The organism is Clostridium fessum (assembly GCF_003024715.1).
GTDB classification, from domain to species: domain Bacteria; phylum Bacillota; class Clostridia; order Lachnospirales; family Lachnospiraceae; genus Otoolea; species Otoolea fessa.
The window spans coordinates 257662-283317 of sequence record NZ_PYLO01000001.1 but is presented as its reverse complement, the minus strand read 5'-3'; the positions used below and the strand labels follow the sequence as shown (position 1 = coordinate 283317).

Below are 25656 nucleotides of genomic sequence, written 5' to 3'. Positions count from 1 at the left end.
GTCGGTTATTCGTAACTGTTCAGTACCTTCACAGTCACGCGCAAAAATCCATTAAAAATCGCCTACGGCAATGGGATTTTTGCCTGCTGACCCATGTTTTCGTACGGTCAGCGCAGTAAATGCGCAGACCTACTGAACAGTTACGGTTATTCTATAATTCTTTTTTTGTTTCTTTAACTTTTCTTGATTTTTACAACTTATAATTTAGAGTGTTCCATCCATCTTATGAATCACACTCCATAATACCCGCTTCCGCCGCTAATTCCTGCAGAATATGTTCCAGCACGCGTTCCCGGTCATTATCAAATTCCGGCAAATATAAGAAACGCACGTCGCGTTCCCGCCGGAACCAGGTAAGCTGACGTTTCGCAAAATGGCGCGTATCGCGTTTCAGGATATTGACCGCTGTCTCCAACGACATTTCGCCATTTAAATATGCCAGAATTTCTTTATATCCAAGTCCCTGCATCGCCACTGAATCACGGCGACAGCCCATCGCCTGCAGCTGCCTCACTTCCTCGACCAGTCCCTCTTCCATCATCTCATCGATCCGCTTCTCGATCCGCTCATAGAGAACTGTCCGATCGGTATTTAATACATAATAGAAGAAATGGTACGGTGAAATCTTTGCCCGCTCCGCCTCATTGTGGGCAGAAATCTTCTCGCCCGTCTGCTCATAATATTCCAGCGCGCGGATCACACGTTTTACATTGTTTGCGTGGATCGCCTCCGCCGATTCTGGATCGACCGCCCGCAGGCGCTCATGCAGGACTTCCGCCCCCTGTTCGGCTGCCAGGCGTTCCATCTCCTCCCGAAACTGCGTATTTTCGTCGATCTGGGTGAAATCAATATCATTGAGCAGTGCCTGAATATAAAAGCCGGTTCCACCTGCCACGATCGGAATTTTTCCGCGGCTGTAAATATCTTCCGCCGCCGCGCGGGCAAGCGCCTGAAACCGCACGACATTGAAATCCTCAGTCGGCTCTAAGATATCGATCAGATGGTGCGGCACACCGTCCATCTCCTCCAGGCGTATCTTTGCCGTACCAATATCCATGTGGCGGTACACCTGCATCGAATCCGCGCTGATGATCTCGCCGCCGATCCGCCTGGCAAGCTGAATGGACAGCGCCGTTTTTCCGACTGCCGTCGGTCCGGTCAGGACAATCAGAGGCTTTTTTTCAGCCGCTTGTTCCAGATTTCCCATAAGACTTTCTCTCCTTTTAATGGGTTATACAATCCGTTTGAATTTCTTCTCCAACTCATATTTGCTCATCGATATGATCGTTGGGCGTCCATGTGGGCACGCATACGGATTTTTGAGTTCCAGAAGCTCATCGATCAGCTTGTCCGCTTCAGCAAATGATAATGTGTGATTGCCTTTGACCGCCGCCTTACACGACATCGTCGCCACACGCTCATTGATGAGATCCGGGGTTCCGCTTCCATTGCCCTCCGCCAGATCGTCGATCATCTCCATCAGAAGCTCGCGTTTTGCGACGGAAAAGAGGTTCGCCGGAACGGCACGCACCGCGTACTCCTTGCCGCCAAACGGCTCAATCTCAAATCCGATCGAGGTAAAATGTTCCATATACTGCTCTAATTTGAGCTGCTCACTGCTGTTGAGACTCAAAATGATCGGCGGATCGATCATCTGGGAGGTGTACTCCCTCTTTTGAAGGGATGCCATCGTCCGCTCATAGAGGATTTTCTCATGCGCCGCATGCTGATCAATGATGTACAGATTATCATGATACTCCACCAGCCAGTATGTGTCAAACAGCTGTCCAATCAGGCGGTGGTTCGCACGCGCCGGTTTGGTCAGGAGTTTATCTTCAAACAGATCCATCTGACGGGGCTTTTCAGATGGGGCGGACTGGGTCGATCCCGTTGAAACAGATGCAGGAGATGCAGTTTGCCCCGCTGAAGCTGAGACGGATTCGCTGGAAGGCGCTGACGTGGCCGGCTCTGGCAGATCTGACTCTGTATTAATTGAAACATTTTCAACTCTGCCGGTTGTGTCGGTTCTTCCAAACACTTCATCGAACCGCCCCGTTCCTGACACAGCCACATTTGATCCGCTGCCGTTTTCAGCCCCATATCCCGGCATATCTTCCGAGACCGACATCATTTCTGCCTGCGACGCCCCCAGACGTTTCGTCTCAAACGGTTCCGGATGTTCCTCACGGATACGGACCGGTTTTAAGGACGGACGGCTGCCCTGGCTGCTTTCCATCTTTCTGGTTGGAAGCTCCGGCAGCACTCCCTTTTCCAGCCCCGGAATCTTCAGCTCTTTCTCTGCATTCTTCTCATTCTCCAGCGAAACCGCCGGAATCAGTTCCCGGTTAGCGAGTGCCATCGCGATCGTATGGTAGACCGTCCGGTAGATCTGTTCGCCGTCCCTGAAACGGATCTCCATCTTCGCCGGATGGACGTTGACGTCAATATACGACGGATCGATCGTAAATTGCAGCATCGTAAATGGATACTTGTGCTGCATCATGAACGGTTTATATGCGTCCTCGATCGCCTTTCCGATGATACTGCTCTTGATATAGCGTCCGTTGATGAAATAATTTTCATACGTGCGGTTGCCGCGCGCGATCAGCGGCTTACCGATGAAGCCGCCTACCCGGATCGGATCCGCTCCGGCATCCACCTCAATCAGGTTTGCCGTGATCTCGCGTCCAAAGACCGCATAAATTATATCTTTTAAGTTATGATTTCCAGAGGTATGGAGACGGCTCTGGTTGTTATTGATGAAACGGATGGAGATTTCCGGATGCGACAGGGCAATCTTTTCGACTAAATCTGCCACATGGGACCCTTCTGTCGCCGGCGTCTTTAAAAACTTCCGGCGTACCGGTGTATTGTAGAACAGATCTCTGGCGATAAAGGTCGTACCTTCCGGCGCACCGACCTCCTCCAGTCCCAGTTCCTCGCCGCCCTCGATGCGGTAACGGGAACCGCTGATCGAATCGTTTGTTTTCGTGATCAGTTCCACCTTCGCCACCGACGCGATCGACGCCAGCGCCTCGCCGCGGAACCCTAACGATGCCACCTGAAACAAATCCGACGCCGTCCGGATCTTGCTGGTCGCATGGCGCTTAAATGCCAGTGGGATCTCCTCGCGCACGATGCCGCTTCCGTTATCCGTCACCCGGATCGTCTGCAGACCGCCGCCCTGAATCTCCACCGTGATCGCCGTCGCCTTCGAATCGATCGCATTTTCCAAAAGCTCCTTGACAACCGACGCCGGACGTTCAATGACCTCGCCGGCTGCAATCTGATTGATTGTATTGGAATCCAAGACCTGAATCGCAGCCATCTATCTCCTCCACATCCTTCCTAAACTCTTTTTTACTGGTGCATCCACCGGTTTTTCAGCTTCGCCTGCAGCTTATCTAATGTATTGAGCGCATCCAGCGGAGACATCCGGTTTACTTCCAGTTCCATGATCTCCTTGATGATATCGTCCTCATTGACCGTGTCAAAGATCGACATCTGCTGCAGATCTACCTCGTCCGGTTTTGCCACCTTTTTGCGCGTCTGGGTTCCCGGACCATTTTCTGCAATCTCCTTCGCACGCGCTGTAATGTCGGCATCGCTCAACTCTTCCACCAGTTCTTTTGCCCGATCGATGACCGGAGCCGGAACGCCTGCAAGCTTCGCCACCTGGATGCCGTAGCTCTTATCGGCGCCACCCTTCACGATTTTACGCAGGAAGACGATATCGTCGCCCTGTTCCTTGACCGCAATACAGTAGTTGTTGACGCCGCTTAAGGTTCCTTCCAGCTCTGTCAGTTCATGGTAATGTGTCGCAAACAGCGTCTTAGCACCCAGAATCTTCGTATTACTAATATACTCCACAACCGCCCAGGCGATCGAAAGACCGTCGAAGGTACTCGTACCGCGCCCGATCTCATCGAGAATCAGAAGGCTGTTTTTCGTCGCATTCCGCAGGATATTCGCAACCTCGGTCATCTCCACCATGAAGGTACTCTGACCGGATGCCAGATCATCCGAAGCGCCCACACGGGTAAAAATACGGTCGCAGAGACCGATATCCGCCTCATCCGCCGGGACGAAGCTTCCGATCTGCGCCATCAGCGTGATCAGCGCCGTCTGACGCATATAAGTCGACTTACCAGCCATGTTCGGACCGGTAATGATCGAAATCCGGTTCTTTCCGTTGTCTAAATATGTGTCATTGGCGACAAACATCTCGCCGCCCATCATGCGCTCTACGACCGGATGACGTCCGTTTTTGATGCGGATGATGCCCTTTTCGTTGATATGAGGTTTCACGTAATTGTAACGCGTCGCCACCACCGACAGAGACGCCAGCACATCCGTCATCGCGATCGCACGGGCGGTACTCTGAATCCGGTTTACCTCGCCCGCGATCTGGTCGCGCACCTGGCAGAACAGATCATATTCCAGAGAAACCAGCTTGTCCTCGGCGCCGAGAATGATATCTTCCAGCTCTTTCAACCGGTCGGTCGTATAGCGCTCTGCGTTTGTCAGGGTCTGTTTACGGATGAAATAATCCGGCACCAGATCCTTAAAGGAATTAGTCACCTCAAAATAGTAGCCAAATACCTTATTGAACTTGACTTTCAGGTTTTTGATGCCTGTCTTTTCGCGCTCGCTCTGCTCTAACTGTGCCAGCCAGTCTTTTCCTTCTGTCTTTGCATGACGCAGACGGTCTGCCTCCTCATGGTAGCCTTCCTTGATGATGCCGCCCTCGCGCACCGTGATCGGCGGCTCTTCCACGATCGCCTTGTCAATCAGTTCCTTCAAATCTGCCAGCGGATCCAGAGCGGCTTCCAGGTTTTTAAGCAGCTCGCCTGAAAACTCCTTCAAAATCTGTTTGATATACGGAAGCATCGCCAGTGAATTGCCAAACGCGATGAGATCGCGCGGATTTGCCGTCCGGTAACTGATGCGTCCGATCAGACGTTCGAGATCGTAGATCGGATTCAGATATTCGCACAGCTCCTCGCGGCTGATATAGTTCATGTTCAGCTCTTCGATCGCATTCTGGCGGCGCAGGATCTCCTCCCGGCTGATGAGCGGCTGCTCCACAAGTGTCCGCAGCATACGGGCGCCCATCGCCGTTTTCGTCTTATCAAGCACCCAGAGAAGTGTGCCCCGCTTCTGCTTTTCCCGGAGCGTCTCAGTAAGCTCCAGGTTCCGGCGCGTGGACGTATCCAGCATCATAAACTGTCCGGTCGTATAGACAGTCAGGCGCGTCAGGTGTTCCAGTGTATTTTTCTGCGTCTCATACAGATACTGCAGGACAGCACCCGCCGCGATCGCGCCCGTCTCATAGTCCGCCAGTCCCAACGCTTCCAGGTGCTCTACATGAAAATGTTCCCGCAGGATTCTCCGGCAGGAATCATCAGAAAAGAACCGATTTTCAAGTGCTGAGATCACGGCATTTAACCGTACTTTCAAGTCCTCTAAATCGATTCCTGACATGTAAAAAGCCTCGTTGCAGATAAGCTCCGACGGCGAAAATTTATAAATTTCATCTAACAGACTGCGCTCGTTGCGAACCTCCGTCACAAGATAGTCGCCCGTGCTGACATCAACCGTCGAAACGCCGAATACACCGTCTATGTATACAATTCCCATCAGGTAATTGTTTTTTGATTCTTCCAGAACCTGTGAATTTGTCAGGGTTCCCGGCGTCACCACCCGGATTACCTCCCGCTTCACAAGTCCCTTTGCCTGTTTCGGATCCTCCATCTGCTCTGCGATGGCGACCTTATAGCCCTTCTGGACGAGACGGCTCAAATAACCCTCTACGGCATGATAAGGAACGCCGCACATAGGCGCGCGCTCCTCCAGTCCGCAGTCTTTTCCAGTCAGGGTAAGTTCCAGTTCTTTCGAAACAGTCTGGGCATCCTCAAAAAACATCTCATAGAAATCGCCAAGACGATAAAACAGAATACAGTCCGGATACTGTTTTTTCGTCTCCAGATAATGAGTCATCATTGGTGAAAGTGCCACAATTTACCTCTCTTCATCGCGATCTGCCCGTTTTCCGGCACTTCACTCATCTGAATGCCAGACCAGACAGACCGCTGTCGTTTTATTTTAGTTGAATTTCGGATCCGTCGGATCCCAGGTCTGCTGATCGGAGATCGGTACCAGCTCCGGCTTATCAAATGGAGATGCTACATTGGCATCCTCGTATACCTGTACAGTCGTTCCCAGATGGCAGTTATCATATACCCACTTGGAGTTTCTACAGTTCAGGCGTACACAGCCTAAAGAACGGGAAACACCCAGACCATTATAGCCAACGGTCAGAAGGTTATTCTCATTCGGGGTTGCGTATGTAATCGAATGGAACAAAAATCCCTGTGTGATACGGGTTGCATACTGGGTGTAAGTATCATTTACCATCAGTCTCCAGCGATATTTCTCCGGTGTCTTGAAAGTTCCAATCGGTGTATCATCACCGACGGAGGTCAGCATTGCTTTCACCGGAATAATATATCCGTTATTGCCGTCTTTTGCATAAACCGTCAGGCAGTTCAGTGTCTTATTTACCTTCAGGAGATAATCGGACTGCTTGCCAATCAGGCTGTCTACGTCCTGAACCAGACGACCGCAGGAGTCAAAGTAGAACTTGTAACCATCGATATACTGCCAGCCGGTCTTTGCGTAGCCATTTTCAAAATAATAACGTACAAAGTCATCGGAAAGCCAGCCGTTATATACGCTTCCGTCCTCATTGAACATAACCGTTGCATTTTCTGCTACGCTCAGTCTGCTGGAAGCAGCTGATTTGTAGCGCGGTGCTGCACTCTGCGGACCTGCGCTTCCCTTCGGAACTAATACGACTTCAATCGAAAGGATCTTCTCGCCGATATCCACGGTACCAGCCACTTCGCCGTTCTTCGCATATCCCATCTTGCCCTGACCACTGGATGTAACGCTATAGTAAACATCGTACATCTTCTCAGCCTGACCGGAAAGCTGAATCTGGATCGCCTCTACCCAGCTTCCAGAACCAACCACACCGGTCTGGATGCCGTCATGGTACCACCACAGATAACCGCCTGTGTTGGTATATGCACGGTAGGACACGCCGCCGATCCCCTCAAAGTTTTTCAAATCCATCGCAAATGCAGAAATATCGCCTTCCGCATTATACAGATAATTGACGCCGACATGAAGTGCCGTGTTCTCATCCTGCTGCCCGGTTCCCTGGTTGAACTGCTCTGCCGATGTTGACGAACCGGTGTTTGGCATACCGACTGTACCGTTTGCAATGTCATCTGCCGGTCCTGCATATGCGACGGAAGCACTTCCTGCCAGCATGAAGGCTGACAGCAGAACCGTCAATCCTTTATAATGCTTTTTCATAAATTTATCCTCCTTAATCTACCAGGGATCCCATATAGTAAAATCCCTTGGATTCCTTCAGATATACTTTAACAATTTTACCAATCAGCTCTTTTCCACCTGGGAAATGAACGATTGTGTTATTGGACATACGTCCGGTTACCAGTCCCTCCACGTGACTGTCCGGTTCCTCCACCAGAACCTCCTGCACCGTATGGACATCTCGTCCACAGACCTGTGCGGAAATCGCCTGTACCTCTGCGAGCAGACGGTCGAAACGTTCTTTGACAACTTCTTCTGGAACCTGATTTTCCATCGCTGCCGCCGGAGTTCCGGTGCGCTTCGAATAAATAAAGGTAAATGCACTGTCGTAGCGGACTTTCCGCACAACCTCCAGTGTCTCCTCGAAATCTTCCTCCGTCTCTCCCGGAAATCCAACGATGATATCCGTCGTCAGGGAAATATCCGGTACCGCCTTGCGGATGCGCTCTGTCAGTTCCAGATACTGCTCCTTCGTGTAATGGCGGTTCATCTTCTTTAGGATCTCGCTGCTGCCCGACTGAAGCGGCAGATGCAGATGGCGGCAGATCTTCTTGGAAGATGCCATCACTTCGATCAGCTCATCCGACAGATCCTTCGGATGGGAGGTCATGAAACGGATCCGTTTAAGCCCCTCAATCCGCTCTACCCGGCGCAGAAGTTCTGCAAAGGTAATTGGAGATTCCAGGTTCTTTCCGTAGGAATTGACATTCTGCCCTAACAGCATGATCTCCACGACGCCGTTCTTAACCAGCTCTTCAATCTCACGGATGATGTCCTCCGGCGCACGGCTGCGCTCGCGTCCGCGCACATACGGGACGATGCAATAGCTGCAGAAATTGTTGCAGCCAAACATGATATTAACGCCAGACTTAAATGTATATTTGCGCTCCGACGGCAGATCCTCAACGATCTTATCAGTTCCTTTCCAGATATCGATGACCATCTTCCCCGTCTCAAAGCGCTGTTCCAGCAGCTCTGCCAGTTTATATACATTGTGTGTGCCGAAAATCAAGTCCACAAAGCGGTAGCTCTTCTTTAATTTCTCTACAACCTCCGGCTCCTGCATCATGCAGCCGCAGAGTGCGATCATCATGTGCGGATTCTTTTTCTTGAGACTGTGAAGATACCCTAAACGTCCATACACGCGCAGGTTCGCATTTTCACGGACTGTACATGTATTGTAGAGGACGAAATCCGATTCCTCACTGGTTCCTTCCACAAATCCTGCTTCCAGCAGAATACCGAGAAGCTTTTCTGAATCGTGCGCATTCATCTGACACCCGAACGTCGAGATAAAGCAGGTCAGCGGACGCCCCAGTTTGTCCGAAATCTCCTGTACTTTCTGACGGCAGAGTGCCATATAATACTGCTGGCGATCCGGTTCCTGCTGCGGTATACCGCCCACCGGAATCTGACATTTGTCAGACACAAACACGCCTGCTGCGGATTCGGACGAATCGTTTGTATGTAAATCCATAAATTGTATTGCTCCTTACTATTCTTTCATTATCCTAATAATCCTAATATTTCATACATTAGATAATATTACTATATGGCGCTCATTTTCGCAAGTCCCATTCCTGCCAGAATCCTTTCCAGTTTCTTACAAAATATTCCGGTTCATGTATCTGGAAGCAAAAACAGAGTTTACCACACGGCTGCTCTGTTCCTGTATGCCTTTGATATGTTTCTGCTTCGCGCGAGTGCGCCAGACATTACAAAACTTTAATTGTCTGCTCCGGTGTCACAATATATGCCATTTTTTTATCGTGCTTTTCGGTTTCAAATGCCGGAAACAACTGGAATCCATAGCAGATCCCCACCGCCATATGGTCCGGTTCTGCCGCAAAAAAGCGGTCATAATACCCCGCCCCATAACCGATGCGGTTTCCGTCCTTGGAAAACCCCACGCCAGGCGTGATCACCAGCGCTTTCGGCGCATCTGCCTCCTGACATCCGTCCGCCGGTTCCGGGATGCCATATGCCCCCGCCACAAGCTGGCTCCGATCTGTGACATAGAAAAAACGCATCTCACGCCCAAACACCCGCGGCAGCGCTACCCGGCAGCCGCGCTTTAACAGCTCGTCAATCAAATATTCCGTACTTGCCTCACCGCGCACACTCGTATAGGCATACACTGCCGTCCCGGCTGATGGAAAGAGGGGGTGGAGACGTTCTAACAACGCCTCATCCCATCGTTGTTGTTCTTCTGGCAGCAGAGTCCGGCGTTTTTGAAGGACATATGCGCGAATCTCCTGTTTTGATATCTGCGATCCAGATGAATGAATAACCATCTCTTCTACCCTTCAATTAATTCTTCGTATCCGTAACGCCGCCGTATTTCTTACCCAGATCCGTGATAGAACCGTCTTTCTCTTTAATCAGTATCGAATTTAACTGTCCTCGCATATTTCCACGGATTGACTCAATGTACTCCTTCCGAAGCGCTGCCTGCTCTTTTTTCTCTTCTTCGGTCAATCCAACTGCCTGGCTCTTATGATATAACGTATTAATACGGTCAATTCTTTCCTGTTTCATCTATCATTTCTCCTCTTATAATGCTTGTTTCTTCGCAGCTACAGGCAGACATCCTTACTATAAAGCCTAAAGCCGCTGAACCATTCTCTCTCACAATTTAATTTGGGGGATAGCATACTTCGCGATAATTGCCTCTGCCGTCTTCATCCCATCCATCGCCGCCGAGGTAATGCCGCCCGCATATCCAGCGCCTTCGCCGCATGGGTAGATGCCCGCGATCGTGCTGCTCTCCATCGTCGCGTGGTCACGCGGAATCCGCAGCGGCGAGGAGGTCCGGCTCTCTACTCCGGCAAAAACCGCATCCTCACGGTCAAAGCCATGAATCACATGTCCAAAATGTTCCATTCCCTCTAACATCGCTGCCGAAAGCGCTTCCGGCAGCACCTCCCGCAGATTTCCAAATGCAAACTGCCCTTCAAACTGTGGTGTCACTGCTCCAAATCCCGTTGAAATCCGGTTTTCCCGGAAATCTCCATAAAGCTGTACCGGGATTTTTCCGCCGCCGCAGCGGTATGCCGCTTCCTCCAGTTGACGCTGGAACGTCACGCCGCCAAGTGTGCCCGGCTGTGGAAAATCCTCCGGTGTAACGGTCACAATCAGGGCGCTGTTTGCGTTTGCACCGGCACGATCATGGTTGCTCATGCCGTTGATTGCCAGCCGTCCCGGCTCTGAGGATGCATCCACAACAAAGCCGCCCGGACACATACAGAAAGAATACACGCCCCTGCCTCCGGAGGTCTGTGCCGTCAGCTTATAGCTGGCAGCCCCCAGATTCCCGGCTTCTTCCCGTCCGTACTGGCTTAAGTTGATCTGCGTCTGTGGGTGCTGGATCCGCAGTCCCACCGCAAATGCCTTTGCCTGCATGTCGAGCGGTTTCTCTGCCAGCATCGCAAACGTATCGCGGGCGCTATGCCCGATCGCCAGCACCAGTGCCGATGCCGGAATCTCCTCCACCGTCCGTACTGCCTCCGACGTGCCTTTACGGGCACTGACGCGGATGGAACACAAATGACCATTCTGTGTCTCAAAGTCCTCCAGACGGCAGCCAAACCGTACCTCACCGCCCAGACTCTCTATCTCACTTCGAATATTCTTTACCACCGTCCGCAGAACATCCGTTCCAACGTGCGGCTTGTTCACATAGGTAATCGTCGGATCCGCGCCCGCCTGCGCCAAGATTTTCAGCACTTCCTTATTCCGCCCAGACGGATCCTTGACCAGCGTATTCAGCTTTCCATCTGAAAACGTACCGGCACCGCCCTCGCCGAACTGCACATTGCACTCCGTATCCAGCGTTCCATCTGTCCAATAACGTGCAACTGCCTTTGCACGGCTGTCCGCATCCAGCCCCCGTTCCAGAATAAGCGGACGATATCCGGCACGCGCCAACATCAGACCACAAAACATACCTGCCGGACCAAAGCCCACGATTACCGGTCGTTCCCGAAGCGGCTCTATTCCCGGATCGGGCAGGCGGTACGCCTCTTCCTTTCGAATCTGCACATTTACACTGCGCGCACGTTTGACAATCGCCGCCTCTTTCCCTGCCACTGCAACATCTAATGCATATAAATAGTACAGATCTGGCTTTTTGCGCGCATCCAGAGACTGGCGCACCAGCTCCACCGACTGTATCTGATCTGCCGATACTCCCATCATTTTGGCAGTTTTCTTGCGAAGATCCGCCTCACTGTGGCTGACCGGCAGTTTTACCTGATTTACTCGTATCATTTATCTGACTCCCTTCCAGCACATTTTCCAGCTGCTGCGCCGCTGCTCCACGCCCACTGGAGATTATAACCGCCGCAGATGCCATCGACATCCAGAATCTCCCCGGCAAAATATAACCCTTTTACCTTCTTCGATTCCATCGTCTGTGCGTCAACCTCCCGCACATCGACGCCGCCGCAGCAGATCTGTGCCTGTTCAAAGGAATTTGTACCGTTCACGCTGACCTCAAACCGGCAGAGCAGATCCCCCAGCGTCTGAATCTGTGCCTCTGTCAGGCTGCCAACCGTCCGATCTGGCCGGATTCCTGCCTGTTTTAAAAACAGAGCTGCCAGTTTTTTATGTATCCAGCCGGAAAAAAAGTCCTCCACCTGCCGTTCTTTCAGGCGCTCACTCCGCTCTTTTAATATCCGGCGTGTCTCCGTTTCCGGACATTCCGGATAAAAATTGAGTACCGCCCGTACATCCCGTCCCTCATTGAGCGCGCGCGCCGCAAAGCGGCTGACCTGGAAAACCGGAATCCCCGAAATACCATAATCCGTAAGCTGCACCTCGCCCTTGTCCTCCGCCAGCTTTCTGCCATCGCTGTAGAGTATCACAGAGGCATCCGCGCGTACTCCAGCGAGCTGTTTAAAGAACTTTTCCGGGCAACGAAGCTGAACCAGTGCCGGAAGCGGCTTGATGATATGGTGTCCCAGCCGTTTCGCCAGCTTATATCCGCTTCCATCCGAACCTGTACCCGGTGCCGCCTTGCTGCCGCACGCCAGAATCAGCGTCTCGCCCGAAAAGCTCCCCTGGGACGTCTTCACTTCAAACCGGTGTTTCGCATCTTCGCGCGGCGTGATCGAGAAAACTTCACATTCCGTCACCACCTGAACCGACTCCCGCGCAAGTCCCAGACGGAGTGCATCTAAAACAGCGCTTGCCTGCCCGGAATATGGGTACAGATATCCGCCCCGCTCCCGCGTCAAAACGCCGAGATCCTCAAAATATTCCAGTGTCATCGGAAGCGTAAACGCCCCAAGCGCCTTCCATGGAAAATCCGGCTGACCACTGCGGTAGCAGAACGGCTCCTGCAAACGGTTTGAAAGGTTACAGCGTCCATTGCCGGTAGACAGGATCTTCTTGCCGACCCGGTCTTTATGTTCCAGCAGAACCACCTGAGCGCCCTCCCTGGCAGCAAAAATGGCAGCCGTCATTCCGGCTGCTCCCGCTCCCACTATGATTACTTTATTCTGACTCATCCCTATTTCCCTTCCTGACCGTTTGCTTCGTACCGTTCATACGCGGACTTTCTTCTTTGTTTTTTGACTGTATTATAATCACATCTAACTGCTGAAAGACTCCAGATAGTGAAACACATCCGTCATTGTGTCGAACCAGACTCCTTCCAGCAGTTTTTCCTGTTCTTCCACGGAAAATTCTGAGAGCGGCATATGGGTTTGGAAACAGACTTCGCCGCTTGTTCCATCAAAGATAAGCAGCATCCCATCCTCCGCCGTCAGACAATAGCCGGATTGTTTCTCCGCCACTTCCGGTTCCGGATTCAGAACCGCATTATTCTCCGGCATCCGCTCTGACTCATACACGCGCCCCGGTACCGGTTCCGCCCGCCGTGGACGGTACCACCAGAGCCCTGCCGCCAGAAGCAGAAGCATTGCAAAACAAAAAAGCGCCGCAAACAGTATTCCCTGATATTTTCTCATAATAAGGATACCTCCTGTTGTGTATCCTTATTATTCACTTTTTTCTAAATTTTAATCATAGCTAAATTTCTAACCCTACATCAGATGCAGCTTCCGGCAGATGCGTGTGAGTTTCCGTCCCATCGGCATCGAATACATCTCATCTTCCTCGATACAGTGCAGCTTGATAAGAAGCACGCCATATACCGCGACCGCCACAAGCACCGCCAGCAGCGTTCCCAGCACATTGCTGTGGATCACCAGCGTAACCCCACGGTACACGCCATATGCCGCCGCGCCCATAAATGCTGCGCTGATCGCCGGCAGCAGGAAGGTCTTGACCATCTCCTGGCGGTAACCAAGTGTGTTGCGGATCGCGATCGCATTTAAAATGCACATAAAGAGCGCAAATAAAATACTTGCAAATACCATACTGTAGATACCCATATTGAAGATCATCAGCATAATATACAGCGCAATCACGTGTAATGCCAACGAAATCAGGGCGTTCCGCACCGGAACATTCATCCGGTTCAGTCCCTGTAAGATTGCATTGGTAACCGTCGAAAGCGACAGGAAGATAACGGCTGAAGCGCCAATCATCATCATACGGATCGCTTCCGCATTGTTGCCGCCCCGGAATAACAGGTTATTGACCGGTGCTGAAAGTACCGTCAGCCCCACCGCCGACGGAATCGCAATCAGCATAGCAAACCGGATCGCAAGGGCTGTCTTCTCAATCGCCGCCTTTCGGTCCTTACGCGCTATTGCACCGGACAGCGAAGGAATCAGCGACGAGGATAGTGAATTCGCCATCGCAAGCGGGACGTGTACCAGCAGCATATATTTGTTGTTGTAGATACCCCAGAGGGCTAAAAACTCTTTACCGCGTCCCAGCGACTCCATGCCGTGCGCCATGATACCGTTGTCAATAACCGAGTTAATATTGTAAACACCCGAGCTTACGATAACCGGAATAACGGTAAAGAAGAAGATTCTCGAAATCTGACGGTAGGAATCCACACTACCGCTCCGATCCTTGGCAATCCGCCGTTTTGCCGTCGGACGGTAGAGTAAAAACAATACCAGCACAAATAGCAGGGCTGCAAACGCGCCGCTTCCTGTGCCGATCGTACCGCCTGCCGCGCCAAATGCCTGTGCATATCCATCTTTTCCATATACTTTCGCTGTATCCAGTCCCACCTTGAAAAGGACGCTGGCGGCCACCACACTGATAATCGCGTTGACCACCTGCTCCAGGATCTGGGAGATCGCCGTCGGAATCATCGTTCCATGTCCCTGGAAATAACCGCGCAGCACGCCCAGATACGCCATGATCCAGATCGTTGGCGCAAGTGTGCGGAGTGCATACACGCAGAACGGCGTGTTAAACAAGGTCGTTGCAAAAAAGCTTGCAAAATTCCAGGTAATAAAGCATGCCAGACCACCTACGACCGTCGCATAGACAAGCGCCGCCCGCAGAACACGGTTCATATTGCGGTACTGCCCTTTCGCAAGGCGGGCCGCTACCATCTTCGACACCGCCAGAGGCAGACTGTACGATGAAAGGATCAGCATGATATTATATACGTTGAATGCCGTCGAATAATATCCCATGCCCTCATCGCCGATGATATTCGTCATCGGGACGCGGTACAGAATACCGATCAGACGCACAATGATACCGGCAACTGCCAGGATCGTACCCTGAATAACAAAATTTTCTTTTCTCACCGGAACCGCTTCCGGCTTCCGGCTGCTTCCTGACCGGTTACGGCTTCTGCCCGCACTTTCCCGGCTGACTCCAGCTGCTTCTTCTCTACGTCCTGCCGTGCGCTGCCGGCTGATTATCTCTCTTTCTGTCTCTTCCCGCATTCCGGGTTTTCTTCTACTCCGTCTGTTCTCCATAGAATTCCGCCTTATCCATACGGTCATTCGGAAGGATGCAGACCCAGGTCTTGCCCGGATTCAGCTTGATTTCCTGACCGTCCATATCGTAATACTTTGTGACGCCGTAAGCGCCGTCTTTTTCCCAACGAATCAGAATGCCGTGTCCATTTGTAAAATAATACCCCGTCGCCGGTGTATGGACATCGATATCCAGATATTCCGTTGGTTTATAATATTTCCACAAGCAGTATTGGAAAATAATATTTTTAACCGCTATCTGTCCTTCATCTCCCATATGCGGACCGCCATACTGATACCGGTAGTACAGCCCGTCCTCCGGGTGATACTCAAACCAGGGATTGCTTAACTGATAACCTGGCACTACTTTGGCCGCTGCGATACCATCCTCAAAGCACACCGGCGCACTCTCCGGCGCAAAAGTATAATGCCCCTCATAGCTCTCCAGATATGCATCCGCATAACCGCTCGCCTCGATCGCCTGGCGCAGCTTTGGTCCCGATGCATAGGCATTGTGCGGGGTCTTCCGATCCTTGGTCCGGAAATACGCAGATGCCCCATTGCCTTTGATTCCATCTAAATGTTCCATCTGCTCCAGATACGGAAGTGCAAACGTATTCTGCCCATAATGTGCATAGACCGCCTCAAATTCCCTTGCAAAAAAAGTATAGTATGGGCGGCAGCTCCGGACGGAACCGATCCGGTCCAGATCGTCATAGTCCTCTATCAGTGCCATATAGCGGTTCATGCTGCCTTCCACCGGTGCCTCATAGACCACTCCGGCATGGTTGATGCCATACTGCGGAAGCGCCGCCTTGTCATTGCTCATCATGATTGCGAGCGGACGGCGGTTCGCCTTTGCGACATCCGTCCATTCCCCGGTCAGATAACTCTGTATCTTCCCGTCTTTTTCGTAACGTCCCTCCGGCTCTGCTTCCGGCTGCGTTTCGGCCTCCGTCTCTGTATTTAAGGACAGCTCACGTGTCTCCTCCTGTGTCTCTGCTGCCGTTACCGATATTTCTTTGTGAGCCGAACAGCCTGACAGCCAGCAGACTGCCATCAGAGTCAGTGCCAGTGCCCTTATTTTCCAACTGCTTTTTTTCATTCCGTACTTCCCCCATCACATCCCCATATGCCTCATTTCCCGAATGGGCTCTCCCCTTTCCCTCCGGTTCTTTTCCCTGCTTTTAGCGCGTATACCCTTTGCCAGCCAGGATTTCCTCCTGTTTTTTCTCCATCACAAGGCGTTCGTCATCTTCCATATGATCGTAACCGCACAGGTGCAGCATACTGTGTGCCACCAGGAACGCCAGCTCGCGCTCCTTAGAATGACCGTATTTCTCCGCCTGCTCGTCTACCTTATCGATCGAGATCACGATATCGCCCAGAAGAAGTTCGCCCGTCTCCGGGTTAAAATAGTCCTCTGACTGCTCTTCCAACCGTTCAAAATCGGACGGCACATCGTAATCCCCCATCGGAAAAGAGAGGACGTCGGTTGCCCGGTCGATTCCTCGGAATTCCTTATTAATACGATGAATCTCCTCATCATTTGTCAGGACTACATTGACCTCCGCCTCATACGGGCATTTTTCATAATCGAGCGCCGCAACCACGATCTCCTCGATGATCGGACGGTAATCTATCTCCCACTCCCGCTCTGCTTCATATTCGATCTGGATTGTCATCTGTTCTTTCTTCCTCCATCTTTCCGGTCACGCGTCCCGGAACTATTTCTCCGGAAACCGCGGGACGCATCCGCATCTTTTTTCTCATACGCATCGTATGCCTCTACGATCTTCTGTACCAGCGGATGGCGGACTACGTCGCTGCTGGTCAGATAGCAGAAACCAATATCGTCAATTTTCTTGAGTACATGAATCGCCGTATCCAGTCCGGACGTAGCTCCGGCAGGCAGATCCTTTTGCGACTGGTCGCCCGTCACGATTACCTTAGAACCAAAGCCGATACGTGTCAGGAACATCTTCATCTGTGCCGGGGTCGTATTCTGCGCCTCATCGAGAATGATGAACGCATTATCCAGGGTACGACCACGCATGTACGCAAGCGGCGCCACCTCAATCAAGCCCTTCTCAGAATTGTGCAGGTAACTTTCTGCCCCCATAATCTGATACAGCGCATCGTAAAGCGGACGCAGGTACGGATCGATCTTGCTCTGCAGATCGCCCGGCAGAAAACCCAGTTTTTCCCCCGCCTCGATCGCCGGACGCGTCAGGATGATCCGGCTTACCTCGCCACTCTTAAATGCCTGTATCGCCATCGACATCGCCAGATACGTTTTTCCGGTACCCGCCGGACCGATGCCAAATACAATCATCTTCTTGCGGATCAGGTCCACGTACTGTTTCTGTCCCATCGTCTTCGGTTTGACCGGCTTACCCGTGATCGTCCGGCAGATGATATCCTTATCGATCTCGAGAATCTGATCGTCCTTCTCCGTGAAGGACAGCGACAGGGCGTAATCAACATTCTGCTCGGTAATGGTATTGCCGCGCCTGGAAAGCTCTAACAGATTGTTGAACACACTCTTCGCCTGCCGGATCGTCTGCTCCGGACCGATGATTTTCAGCGCGCCGTCGCGTGTGATCATCGTCACGTGCAGCGTCCGCTCAATCTTTTTCAGATACGCGTCAAACTGTCCGCATACATTCCGCTCATGTTCCATCGGAATATCAATCATTGTCTCTATTATGCTCATTCCTTTGCTGTTCTCCTTGTGTCACAACTTGAATCGGCTCCTCCGTCTGAAGCCGTACCTCAAAATGGCAGACTCCGCCATTTATTAGTATTCTACCATCACTTGCCATAATATGTACACCTTTTTCGATCAATTTTTCTTCCGTCTCCTTTTGAAATGCCGCTGACAGCGCCGCAAGCTCTGGTTCTGTATACCTTTTTTCGCAGACAGACGTCTCCCGGTACTCACTCCACCCGACAGAAAGCGGCAGATAAAAATCAAGCGGGAGCCGCAATTTCCGGTACTCCGTCCGGATCGTCCAGGCAGGTTTCATCCGCCTGCTTCGTCTGAAAAAGCCCCACCGCTCCGCCATATCGAATGTATGTTCTATCATATCATAAAATTCTGGAATTTTCCAGTAAAATGTGTGTGTTCCTGCTTCCAAAGCAATTCCGTATCGTTTCTTTCCCGTTTCCGTCCGCATTTCCCTCCAGAGCGGAAGCTCCTTTCTCCCGACCCGCTCCCGGATCCCATATATATCTGCATCCGCCCGCACCCGGTAAGAGGAAATTTCTTCGCCTCCATCATCTGTGATCGGCACCGTTCCCGACACCAGAAGCTGCCCCTTTTCCACCGTATCTCCCGCCTGCACAAGCGGAATTCCGCTCCGGACGACTACCGACGTGATCCGCGCGTCTGATACCGCCGTCAGATCGCACGTCTCGCCGGACTCCACTTCCTGACGGACCGGAACCTCGCTCTCCCGCAGGCGGATGAAAAGGCGCGTCCCATGCAGGCGCACCGACACCCAGGTGATATCTTCAAATGACTCCCGCAGTTCTTCCTCCAGCCTCGCACAGGAAATCCGCTTCTTGGGAATTCCCTCTTCAATCTGCAGTGTCTGGAGGTAATGATTCAGCTCACTTTCGGTATAACGCCGGTTTCCGCTCCAGTCGATCTCCCAGACAAATTGTGCCAGAAACAATAATAACAGAAAAAAAAGAACGAAGCTGATCGCCCACCCTTTCCGTTTCCGGTTCCGCCAGAGAAACACCGGCAGCCCACGCTTTTCAACGATATGCAGACGGACTCCCGCTTTTCTTGCCAGTGGCGCACACCGCTTAAAATCGCGGATTTCCATATAAAACAGCAGATTTTCCTGCTCTTTTTTTACCTGCCAGACATTTAAACCTGCCAGCGTACAGAGATTCAGGAATCTCTCCGGGGAGGTGCCGCGCATGTTAAGCCGCACTATCCCATGTAGAAGGTGTCTTACCTTCGCCATACTCATTCCTCACAGCACCCCAAATTCGACAGACACAATCTGCCCCGTGACCCGCAGATTGTCGCGGTCATAATACTCAATCGAAAGCCCTTTCCCCTTGATAGTAAGCCGGATGTTCTTTCCCGTCAGCCGCAGCATTTCGTCGGAAAAAAAGAGAATGCTCCTGTAATTTTCTACCACAGCCGCCCGACTGCCGGTAAAATACAGAAGCATCTCTCCGAGAACGACGTCCTCCGGCAGATGAAGTGCCGAAACGATCGCTTTTTTCTGTCTGCCAAACAAGCGCCTACCGCCTATTTCATTGTTATTATCTAATATATGTAGGAAAGCAGAAACTATGCCGTTTACTATTTTCCCGTCAAACCCACTATCATTTCCAGCATCCGCGGCACACAGTAAATCAACGGCAATGCATACCGCAGGGAAACCACCGGTCCCAGCAGAAGTGTTCCCCAGCAGCCCAGCAGAAGCATCAGCGGAATGATCTCATACGCCCGGTGCTTCCAGACTGCAAATCCTGCCGCAAACAGCATCAGCCAGAACGGAAATGCCTGATTGAGAAGCACCGACAGCACCGGAACCGACTGGAATGCCGGTGTCAGTGTCGCCTCCCTCAACCAGTCCGAAAACGCCTGGAAATGGCTGTTACGTGTGATATGCAGGATATTTAAATTACCTTCCAAGTATGCCCCATCGTATAAAATATAGCTGATCCAGTACTGGCTGTCTCCCATATACCAGTACCCCCAGTTCCCCATCAGAAATGAATCCAGATAAATACCCGGATGGCGCTTCCCGATTTCCGCCCAGGTACGAACGAAGCGTCCTATATCTGCCTGCATCACTTCCGTATGGAATCCATTTTTCACTGGATCCGCATTGACACGGACATACTCACTGAGCGCCTGCGGGTCAATCAGCGTCTCGATATATTCCTTTTCCTCCGGCGTCAATTTCTCCGGAACTTCATGATACATGCGCGCCAGCTGCTGCATTGGCACGCACAGCATCTCCCTCGCATCGCCCTTTCCCACGCCGAACGCCGTTGGAATCGGACCAGATAAAACATACCATAAAGCTGCCACCATCAGAGATGCCCTAATAAACCTGTTTTTGCAATACACTTTTTTTCGTAGAAACAGGCAGGCTGCCAAGACAAAAAACAGGAAGACATAGATTCCCTGATTCCGGAACAGGCACATAAAAAGCACACTCACAAAAAAGAGCAGCCAATCACCCGTCTTTCCCACTTTTTTCTGAGAACCTGTTTCGTTCAGATTTTTCTCTTTATCCAGCTCTCTTTCTTTATCCAAATCTTCTTTCTTCTGGCACATTCCCCGCCAAAAATGCTCCGGATCCTCCGCCAGACAACATGCCGTATCAAATGCCAGCAGGAAAAATGCGCCAAAGAGCACATCCTTCGTCGTGACAAAGGAAAAGACCGTCAGATACGGATTCAGGATCCAGAACGTCCATGAAGCAACGCAGAGCCATCGCGGTGCCCGCCGCGCTTTCATCCGGCACAGACACAGGGAAAAGACCGCACTCATAAAAAACGACTGCGACAGCGCATACAGCGCCATCCCTGCCTGATAGGTATGGAACAGACGCCCCGCAATCTTCATGCAGAGTCCCAGATATAGCGTGTGAATTAATGGATGGTGGGTTGTCAGCGGCAGTTTTCCATAAAACTGAAGAAGCTGCGCGGACGCATCGTAAGAATAAATGCCCGGATAAACTGCCAGAAAAACTGGAAGATAGACGCACCAGGAGAGAAACACCCATTTCAGCCATGTCCCCAAATCCAAATTTTGCGTTGCGCGCAGTTTCGATTCCCGTCCCTGGCTTTCCACATCGCGGCTGCTTCCCTGGTCTTCGCAGTCTTTCCCCCTCCGTGCTTGCGTCCGTTTCTGGTAACTGTTCACAGGCAGGAATTTTCCGAACTGAAAATCCCGTATCTTAGGCCAGCCACGCCCCAAAGCATCCAGTCCCACACAAATCGCCCAAACCATCACCGTCATACACACCACCCAGCCCGCCAACTGTCCCAAAAACTGACCCGCCGTCCGGTAAATCAGCTCATTGCGGCTGTAACGGATTCCCAGAAGAATCATCAGCCCCATCAAAACACCCAGCACAAGGCTGACTGCTGCCAGGCGCCGATCCGCAATATATTGTTTCAATCCCTTTCCCCGTCTCTCTTTTTCCTGCTTCTCTCTCATGCCCCTCACTCCATCATCCGCCACATCGCATTTCTTCTCTTTCTCCTATTGCACAAAAAAGTCCTGGTTCATATGAAAACCAGGACTTTTGCGTTACTTAATTGTATTTGCGTTTTCTAGCAGCTTCGGATTTCTTTTTACGACGAACGCTCGGTTTCTCGTAATGCTCTCTTTTCCGAATCTCCTGCTGGATACCAGCCTTAGCACAGTTTCTTTTGAATCTGCGTAAAGCGCTGTCCAGACTCTCGTTATCTTTAACGATTACATTTGACATAGCTCACACCTAACCTCCCTCCAGTTGTGTAATAAGTGCATATTAATACAACTGTATGGGTATTTTTTTAGCACTAAAAAGATTATATCATAAAAAAATGATACGTCAACAACATTTTACATTTTTTTATGATTTTTTTATTTTACTTGCTCTGCTACTACTTCTGCCGCTTTTTCAAGGGCTGCTGCAATACCAGACGGATTCTTTCCGCCAGCCTGTGCCATGTTCGGACGGCCACCGCCGCCGCCGCCGACAAGACCTGCGATTGCTTTGATTAAGTTTCCAGCATGTGCACCCTTCTTCATCGCACCGTCAGTTACAGAAGCCATCAGGCTTACCTTGCCATCCAGAGTAGATGCAATCAGAACAACGCCGTCGCCCAGCTTCTCTTTCAGCTGATCGCCCAGATTACGCAGACCGTTCATGTCTACATCCTTAACCTCAACTGCCAGCAGCTTCACGCCGTTTACATCCTGTACCTGGTTCATAACATCGCCCAGAGAGTCGTTCGCCAGCTTACTTTTTAACTTCTCATTCTCTGCGTGCAGAGTCTTGATCTCCTCTAACATGGACTCAATCTTGCTGCTCAGTGCCGCCGGAGTGGTCTTTGCCAGTTTCGCCGCCTCATGCAGCTCATTCTCTACCTCTTTGTAGTGGTTCATCAAACCGGTGGAGGTCAGCGCCTCGATACGGCGGACGCCTGCTGCAATACCAGCCTCAGAGAGAATCTTGAAGGATGCAATTGTGCCTGTGTTGGATACGTGTGTACCGCCGCAAAGCTCGGTGGAGAAATCCCCCATCTTGACAACACGGACTTTCTCGCCGTACTTCTCGCCAAACAGTGCCATCGCGCCCGTCTTCTTTGCCTCATCCAAGGACATAACATCGGTTACAACCGGCAGGGATGCTGCAATCTCATCATTTACAATCTTTTCAACCTTCTCTATCTCCTCTGGAGTCATCGCAGAGAAATGAGTAAAGTCGAAACGCAGACGGTCACGGGTTACCAGGGAACCAGCCTGCTCTACATGGCTACCAAGTACGGTACGCAGCGCTTTATGAAGCAGATGGGTTGCGGAATGGTTGCGGGAAGTCAGTTCACGGTTTTCCTTATCAACCGACATGGTTACTTTTTCTCCCACCTCGAACATACCCTTTACTACAACACCGACATGACCGATCTTGCCACCCTGTAAATGAATGGTATCTTTTACTTCAAACACAGAGCCGTCCGGAGCGGTAATCTGACCGAAGTCACCCTCCTGACCACCCATGGTTCCGTAGAACGGGGTTTCCTTGGTGATAATTGTACCAGTCTGACCGTCAGTCAGTGCCTCTACAATCTCATCCTCGGTCGTCAGAACGGAAATCTCGGATTCCGCTGTCAGACGATCATAGCCGATAAACTCAGTTGTAATAGCCGGATCGATGGACTGATATACCGTAACATCCGCGCCCATATAGTTAGTCGTCTTTCTCGCCGCTCTCGCCTGTTCTTTCTGGCGTTTCATCGCTGCGTTGAAGCCGTCCTCATCGATACCGAGACTCTTCTCCTCGAGAATCTCACGGGTTAAATCGATCGGAAATCCATACGTATCGTAGAGCTTGAATGCGTTGTCGCCGGACAGCACTTTCTCGCCCTTCTTGTTCATATCTTCTTCCATATCAGCAAGGATCGCAAGACCCTGATCAATGGTTCTGTTGAACTTATCCTCTTCCTCCGAAAGAACCTTGAAAATCATCGCGCTCTTCTCTTCCAGTTCCGGATAACCATCCTTGGAAAGGTCGATAACGGTGCGGGACAGAGCTGCTAAGAACTCACCCTCGATGCCAAGTTTTTTGCCATGGCGTGCTGCACGGCGCAGAAGGCGGCGCAGAACATATCCGCGTCCCTCGTTGGATGGCATAATGCCATCGGAAATCATGAAGGTGCAGGACTTGATATGATCCGCTACAATACGCAGAGAAATATCGGTCTCATGATCTTTCTGATATTCGGTATGTGCCAGCTCGCAGACACGGTCTAACAGAGCTTTGTTGGTATCAACCGTAAACAGGGAATCTACATCCTGTACGATCACTGCCAGACGCTCCAGACCCATTCCGGTATCAATGTTCTTGTGCTCCAGCTCGGTGTAGTTGCCGTGACCGTCGTTGTTAAACTGGGAGAATACATTGTTCCATACCTCCATGTAACGGTCACACTCGCAGCCTACCGTACATCCCGGTTTGCCGCAGCCGTATTTCTCACCGCGGTCATAGTAGATCTCAGAACACGGACCGCACGGACCAGCGCCATGCTCCCAGAAGTTATCCTCTCTGCCAAAGCGGAAAATACGCTCTGCCGGAATACCCATCTCTTTATTCCAGATATCAAATGCCTCGTCATCGCTCTCGAACACAGACGGATAGAGGCGATCCGGATCAAGTCCGACAACCTCGGTTAAAAATTCCCAGGACCAGTGAATCGCTTCCTCTTTGAAATAATCACCGAAGGAGAAGTTGCCAAGCATCTCAAAAAAGGTACCATGACGGGCAGTCTTACCGATATTCTCGATATCGCCGGTACGAATACATTTCTGACAGGTACATACTCTTGTTCTCGGCGGAATCTCCTGACCCGTAAAATATGGCTTTAACGGAGCCATACCAGAGTTGATAAGCAGAAGGCTGTTATCATTATGCGGAACCAGAGAGAAACTCTTCATTGCCAGATGTCCCTTGCTCTCAAAAAAGTCTAAGAACATCTTTCTAAGTTCGTTCACACCGTATTTTTTCACGTTGCTTCCTCCTATAGTTACTTCTATTTAAGTAAAATTTTCCTCATTCTTTATATCCTATCATAGGAATTTACATTTCGCAAGAGGTTTATCGGTACAAAAAGTGTACAAAAAGTGTGTAAAAATGGGACCCTTACCGCAATTCTATATGCCGCAAAAGTCCCATTTTCTAATTTTTTCACTACTCTGCCGGAAGATACGATTCATACAAATCCAAAAGCTCATACGCCCGATCCCGCGTCGAATTTGCCAGCGACGCCGTGTACTCGACATTTTCCATCGTGCCGCCCTTGTAGCGCTCCGCCGCCTGTTTCGCCGCCGTATCACGTTCCCGGATCCATCTGCGTTCCCGACCACGCAGCGTGTCTGTCTCCTCGTCTGGAAGCACCGCCATGATTGCCTGATAAATCTGATTTAATTCGGCATCCCAGAGCCGGTACTCATACGCGACCGCCTCCCGCATCGCGTCGGTCGTATTCGCACTTCCCGAATTTTCCAGGTTTTGAATCGTATTCTCGATCTCGCCCAGCCGGTTCCGGTAATCTTCCGCTGTCCGGTCCGAGCCTGCACCTGTCCCGGAGGACGCGCCTCGCGCAGGAGATACAATTCCATTTTCAACCGGGGACACAACCTCCCCTGTATTCACAGAATGATCCGACTCATCGCCCGCGCTCTGCTTCTCTGCCGCCTTAGCAGCCGCCCGATTATCTGCACGTTTTTCCTTTTGTTCACCTAAAGACTGGACAGAAACATCTCCTTCCGCCTGCATACAGGCTCTATCTTCTGTCCCCACGCTTTCCACATGCGCCATTTTTTTAGAAGATGGCTCCGGCGCATCCTCCGCCAGACCATTTTCCGCTGCTTCCGCCGCAAATGGTTCCGCCTCATACATCGCCTCCGGTCCGACCGTCAGGCTTCTCTCACTTCCCGCCTGCTCCCGGATATAACGCCGCGTTGCCGCCGTCGTCACAATCCCCAGCACCAGAATCAAACCGAGGGCAGCGATCATTCCTTTATTTTTCAAATTACTCTCAACCGCCTTTGCTATTCCTGTTCACTTGATAATTTTAAAATAGCACATTTAATACGGTTTGAAAATAGATGATCGAAAGATGTAAACATATCGTAAGGGTTGTT

The 25656-nt window shown here is 51.2% G+C and carries 20 protein-coding genes; all 20 read right to left on the bottom strand.

Going from position 1 to position 25656, the window contains the following annotated elements; translation table 11 throughout:
- Positions 1 to 223: 223 nt before the first annotated feature.
- The 20 genes from miaA to C7U56_RS01260 all read right to left on the bottom strand — a co-directional run bounded on the left by miaA (position 224) and on the right by C7U56_RS01260 (position 25543).
- Positions 224 to 1207: a tRNA (adenosine(37)-N6)-dimethylallyltransferase MiaA gene (gene miaA / locus C7U56_RS01355; RefSeq protein ID WP_106999846.1), complete on the bottom strand. Its 984-nt coding sequence runs from the start codon at positions 1205 to 1207 to the stop codon at positions 224 to 226.
- A 24-nt stretch (positions 1208 to 1231) separates the two neighbouring features.
- Positions 1232 to 3328: a DNA mismatch repair endonuclease MutL gene (mutL, locus tag C7U56_RS01350; RefSeq protein WP_106999845.1), complete on the bottom strand. Its 2097-nt coding sequence runs from the start codon at positions 3326 to 3328 to the stop codon at positions 1232 to 1234.
- A 32-nt stretch (positions 3329 to 3360) separates the two neighbouring features.
- Positions 3361 to 6003 (bottom strand): DNA mismatch repair protein MutS, encoded by a 2643-nt coding sequence (gene mutS, locus C7U56_RS01345; protein ID WP_106999844.1) that lies wholly within the window; start codon positions 6001 to 6003, stop codon positions 3361 to 3363.
- A gap of 102 nt (positions 6004 to 6105) precedes the next feature.
- Positions 6106 to 7383, bottom strand: a complete 1278-nt coding sequence (locus C7U56_RS01340) for a L,D-transpeptidase family protein (protein ID WP_106999843.1) — start codon at positions 7381 to 7383, stop codon at positions 6106 to 6108.
- Between the two features lie 13 nt (positions 7384 to 7396).
- On the bottom strand, positions 7397 to 8764 hold the full coding sequence (gene miaB, locus C7U56_RS01335) for a tRNA (N6-isopentenyl adenosine(37)-C2)-methylthiotransferase MiaB (protein WP_333523587.1): 1368 nt from the start codon (positions 8762 to 8764) through the stop codon (positions 7397 to 7399).
- Positions 8765 to 9119: 355 nt separating this feature from the next.
- Complete coding sequence (locus C7U56_RS01330) at positions 9120 to 9698, bottom strand: 5-formyltetrahydrofolate cyclo-ligase (protein WP_106999841.1); 579 nt, start codon at positions 9696 to 9698, stop codon at positions 9120 to 9122.
- 16 nt (positions 9699 to 9714) lie between these two features.
- Positions 9715 to 9942, bottom strand: coding sequence for a DUF896 domain-containing protein (locus C7U56_RS01325; protein ID WP_022359502.1), 228 nt, complete (start codon positions 9940 to 9942; stop codon positions 9715 to 9717).
- 90 nt (positions 9943 to 10032) lie between these two features.
- Positions 10033 to 11673: an NAD(P)/FAD-dependent oxidoreductase gene (locus C7U56_RS01320; protein WP_106999840.1), complete on the bottom strand. Its 1641-nt coding sequence runs from the start codon at positions 11671 to 11673 to the stop codon at positions 10033 to 10035.
- Positions 11670 to 12914 (bottom strand): BaiN/RdsA family NAD(P)/FAD-dependent oxidoreductase, encoded by a 1245-nt coding sequence (locus tag C7U56_RS01315; RefSeq protein ID WP_106999839.1) that lies wholly within the window; start codon positions 12912 to 12914, stop codon positions 11670 to 11672. The genes C7U56_RS01320 and C7U56_RS01315 overlap by 4 nt, the downstream gene beginning before the upstream one ends.
- 84 nt (positions 12915 to 12998) lie before the next feature.
- On the bottom strand, positions 12999 to 13376 hold the full coding sequence (locus C7U56_RS01310) for a hypothetical protein (protein ID WP_106999838.1): 378 nt from the start codon (positions 13374 to 13376) through the stop codon (positions 12999 to 13001).
- A 75-nt stretch (positions 13377 to 13451) separates the two neighbouring features.
- Positions 13452 to 15263, bottom strand: a complete 1812-nt coding sequence (locus C7U56_RS01305; protein ID WP_233430142.1) for a putative polysaccharide biosynthesis protein — start codon at positions 15261 to 15263, stop codon at positions 13452 to 13454.
- Complete coding sequence (locus C7U56_RS01300) at positions 15244 to 16368, bottom strand: DUF3048 domain-containing protein (RefSeq protein WP_106999836.1); 1125 nt, start codon at positions 16366 to 16368, stop codon at positions 15244 to 15246. Before C7U56_RS01300 ends, C7U56_RS01305 begins: the two co-directional genes overlap by 20 nt.
- 82 nt (positions 16369 to 16450) lie before the next feature.
- On the bottom strand, positions 16451 to 16948 hold the full coding sequence (ybeY, locus tag C7U56_RS01295; RefSeq protein ID WP_022359625.1) for an rRNA maturation RNase YbeY: 498 nt from the start codon (positions 16946 to 16948) through the stop codon (positions 16451 to 16453).
- The gene (locus tag C7U56_RS01290; protein WP_233430141.1) at positions 16945 to 17979 is read right to left on the bottom strand and encodes a PhoH family protein; all 1035 of its coding nucleotides are present in this window, start codon (positions 17977 to 17979) and stop codon (positions 16945 to 16947) included. The genes ybeY and C7U56_RS01290 overlap by 4 nt, the downstream gene beginning before the upstream one ends.
- Positions 17954 to 19243 (bottom strand): sporulation protein YqfD, encoded by a 1290-nt coding sequence (locus C7U56_RS01285; protein WP_181357138.1) that lies wholly within the window; start codon positions 19241 to 19243, stop codon positions 17954 to 17956. The genes C7U56_RS01290 and C7U56_RS01285 overlap by 26 nt, the downstream gene beginning before the upstream one ends.
- Positions 19244 to 19252: 9 nt before the next feature.
- The gene (locus tag C7U56_RS01280) at positions 19253 to 19525 is read right to left on the bottom strand and encodes a YabP/YqfC family sporulation protein (RefSeq protein WP_106999834.1); all 273 of its coding nucleotides are present in this window, start codon (positions 19523 to 19525) and stop codon (positions 19253 to 19255) included.
- 65 nt (positions 19526 to 19590) lie between these two features.
- Positions 19591 to 21465 carry a DUF6020 family protein gene (locus C7U56_RS01275; protein ID WP_106999833.1) on the bottom strand — a complete coding sequence of 625 codons (1875 nt, stop codon included), beginning with the start codon at positions 21463 to 21465 and terminating at the stop codon, positions 19591 to 19593.
- Positions 21466 to 21562: 97 nt separating this feature from the next.
- Positions 21563 to 21739, bottom strand: coding sequence for a 30S ribosomal protein S21 (gene rpsU / locus C7U56_RS01270; protein WP_003504099.1), 177 nt, complete (start codon positions 21737 to 21739; stop codon positions 21563 to 21565).
- 137 nt (positions 21740 to 21876) lie between these two features.
- Positions 21877 to 24486 carry an alanine--tRNA ligase gene (gene alaS, locus C7U56_RS01265; RefSeq protein WP_227589512.1) on the bottom strand — a complete coding sequence of 870 codons (2610 nt, stop codon included), beginning with the start codon at positions 24484 to 24486 and terminating at the stop codon, positions 21877 to 21879.
- A gap of 214 nt (positions 24487 to 24700) precedes the next feature.
- Positions 24701 to 25543, bottom strand: a complete 843-nt coding sequence (locus C7U56_RS01260) for a lysozyme inhibitor LprI family protein (RefSeq protein WP_106999832.1) — start codon at positions 25541 to 25543, stop codon at positions 24701 to 24703.
- Positions 25544 to 25656 lie beyond the last annotated feature (113 nt).

Excerpts from the sequence above, each read along its gene's own strand:
- miaA (WP_106999846.1), bottom strand. The coding sequence starts at position 1,207 with ATGGGAAATCTGGAACAAGCGGCTGAAAAAAAGCCTCTGATTGTCCTG.
- mutL (WP_106999845.1), bottom strand. The coding sequence starts at position 3,328 with ATGGCTGCGATTCAGGTCTTGGATTCCAATACAATCAATCAGATTGCA.
- mutS (WP_106999844.1), bottom strand. The coding sequence starts at position 6,003 with ATGATGACTCATTATCTGGAGACGAAAAAACAGTATCCGGACTGTATT.
- C7U56_RS01340 (WP_106999843.1), bottom strand. The coding sequence starts at position 7,383 with ATGAAAAAGCATTATAAAGGATTGACGGTTCTGCTGTCAGCCTTCATG.
- miaB (WP_333523587.1), bottom strand. The coding sequence starts at position 8,764 with ATGGCACTCTGCCGTCAGAAAGTACAGGAGATTTCGGACAAACTGGGG.
- C7U56_RS01330 (WP_106999841.1), bottom strand. The coding sequence starts at position 9,698 with ATGGTTATTCATTCATCTGGATCGCAGATATCAAAACAGGAGATTCGC.
- C7U56_RS01325 (WP_022359502.1), bottom strand. The coding sequence starts at position 9,942 with ATGAAACAGGAAAGAATTGACCGTATTAATACGTTATATCATAAGAGC.
- C7U56_RS01320 (WP_106999840.1), bottom strand. The coding sequence starts at position 11,673 with ATGATACGAGTAAATCAGGTAAAACTGCCGGTCAGCCACAGTGAGGCG.
- C7U56_RS01315 (WP_106999839.1), bottom strand. The coding sequence starts at position 12,914 with ATGAGTCAGAATAAAGTAATCATAGTGGGAGCGGGAGCAGCCGGAATG.
- C7U56_RS01310 (WP_106999838.1), bottom strand. The coding sequence starts at position 13,376 with ATGAGAAAATATCAGGGAATACTGTTTGCGGCGCTTTTTTGTTTTGCA.
- C7U56_RS01305 (WP_233430142.1), bottom strand. The coding sequence starts at position 15,263 with ATGGAGAACAGACGGAGTAGAAGAAAACCCGGAATGCGGGAAGAGACA.
- C7U56_RS01300 (WP_106999836.1), bottom strand. The coding sequence starts at position 16,368 with ATGAAAAAAAGCAGTTGGAAAATAAGGGCACTGGCACTGACTCTGATG.
- ybeY (WP_022359625.1), bottom strand. The coding sequence starts at position 16,948 with ATGACAATCCAGATCGAATATGAAGCAGAGCGGGAGTGGGAGATAGAT.
- C7U56_RS01290 (WP_233430141.1), bottom strand. The coding sequence starts at position 17,979 with ATGAGCATAATAGAGACAATGATTGATATTCCGATGGAACATGAGCGG.
- C7U56_RS01285 (WP_181357138.1), bottom strand. The coding sequence starts at position 19,243 with ATGGCGAAGGTAAGACACCTTCTACATGGGATAGTGCGGCTTAACATG.
- C7U56_RS01275 (WP_106999833.1), bottom strand. The coding sequence starts at position 21,465 with ATGAGAGAGAAGCAGGAAAAAGAGAGACGGGGAAAGGGATTGAAACAA.
- rpsU (WP_003504099.1), bottom strand. The coding sequence starts at position 21,739 with ATGTCAAATGTAATCGTTAAAGATAACGAGAGTCTGGACAGCGCTTTA.
- alaS (WP_227589512.1), bottom strand. The coding sequence starts at position 24,486 with ATGTTCTTAGACTTTTTTGAGAGCAAGGGACATCTGGCAATGAAGAGT.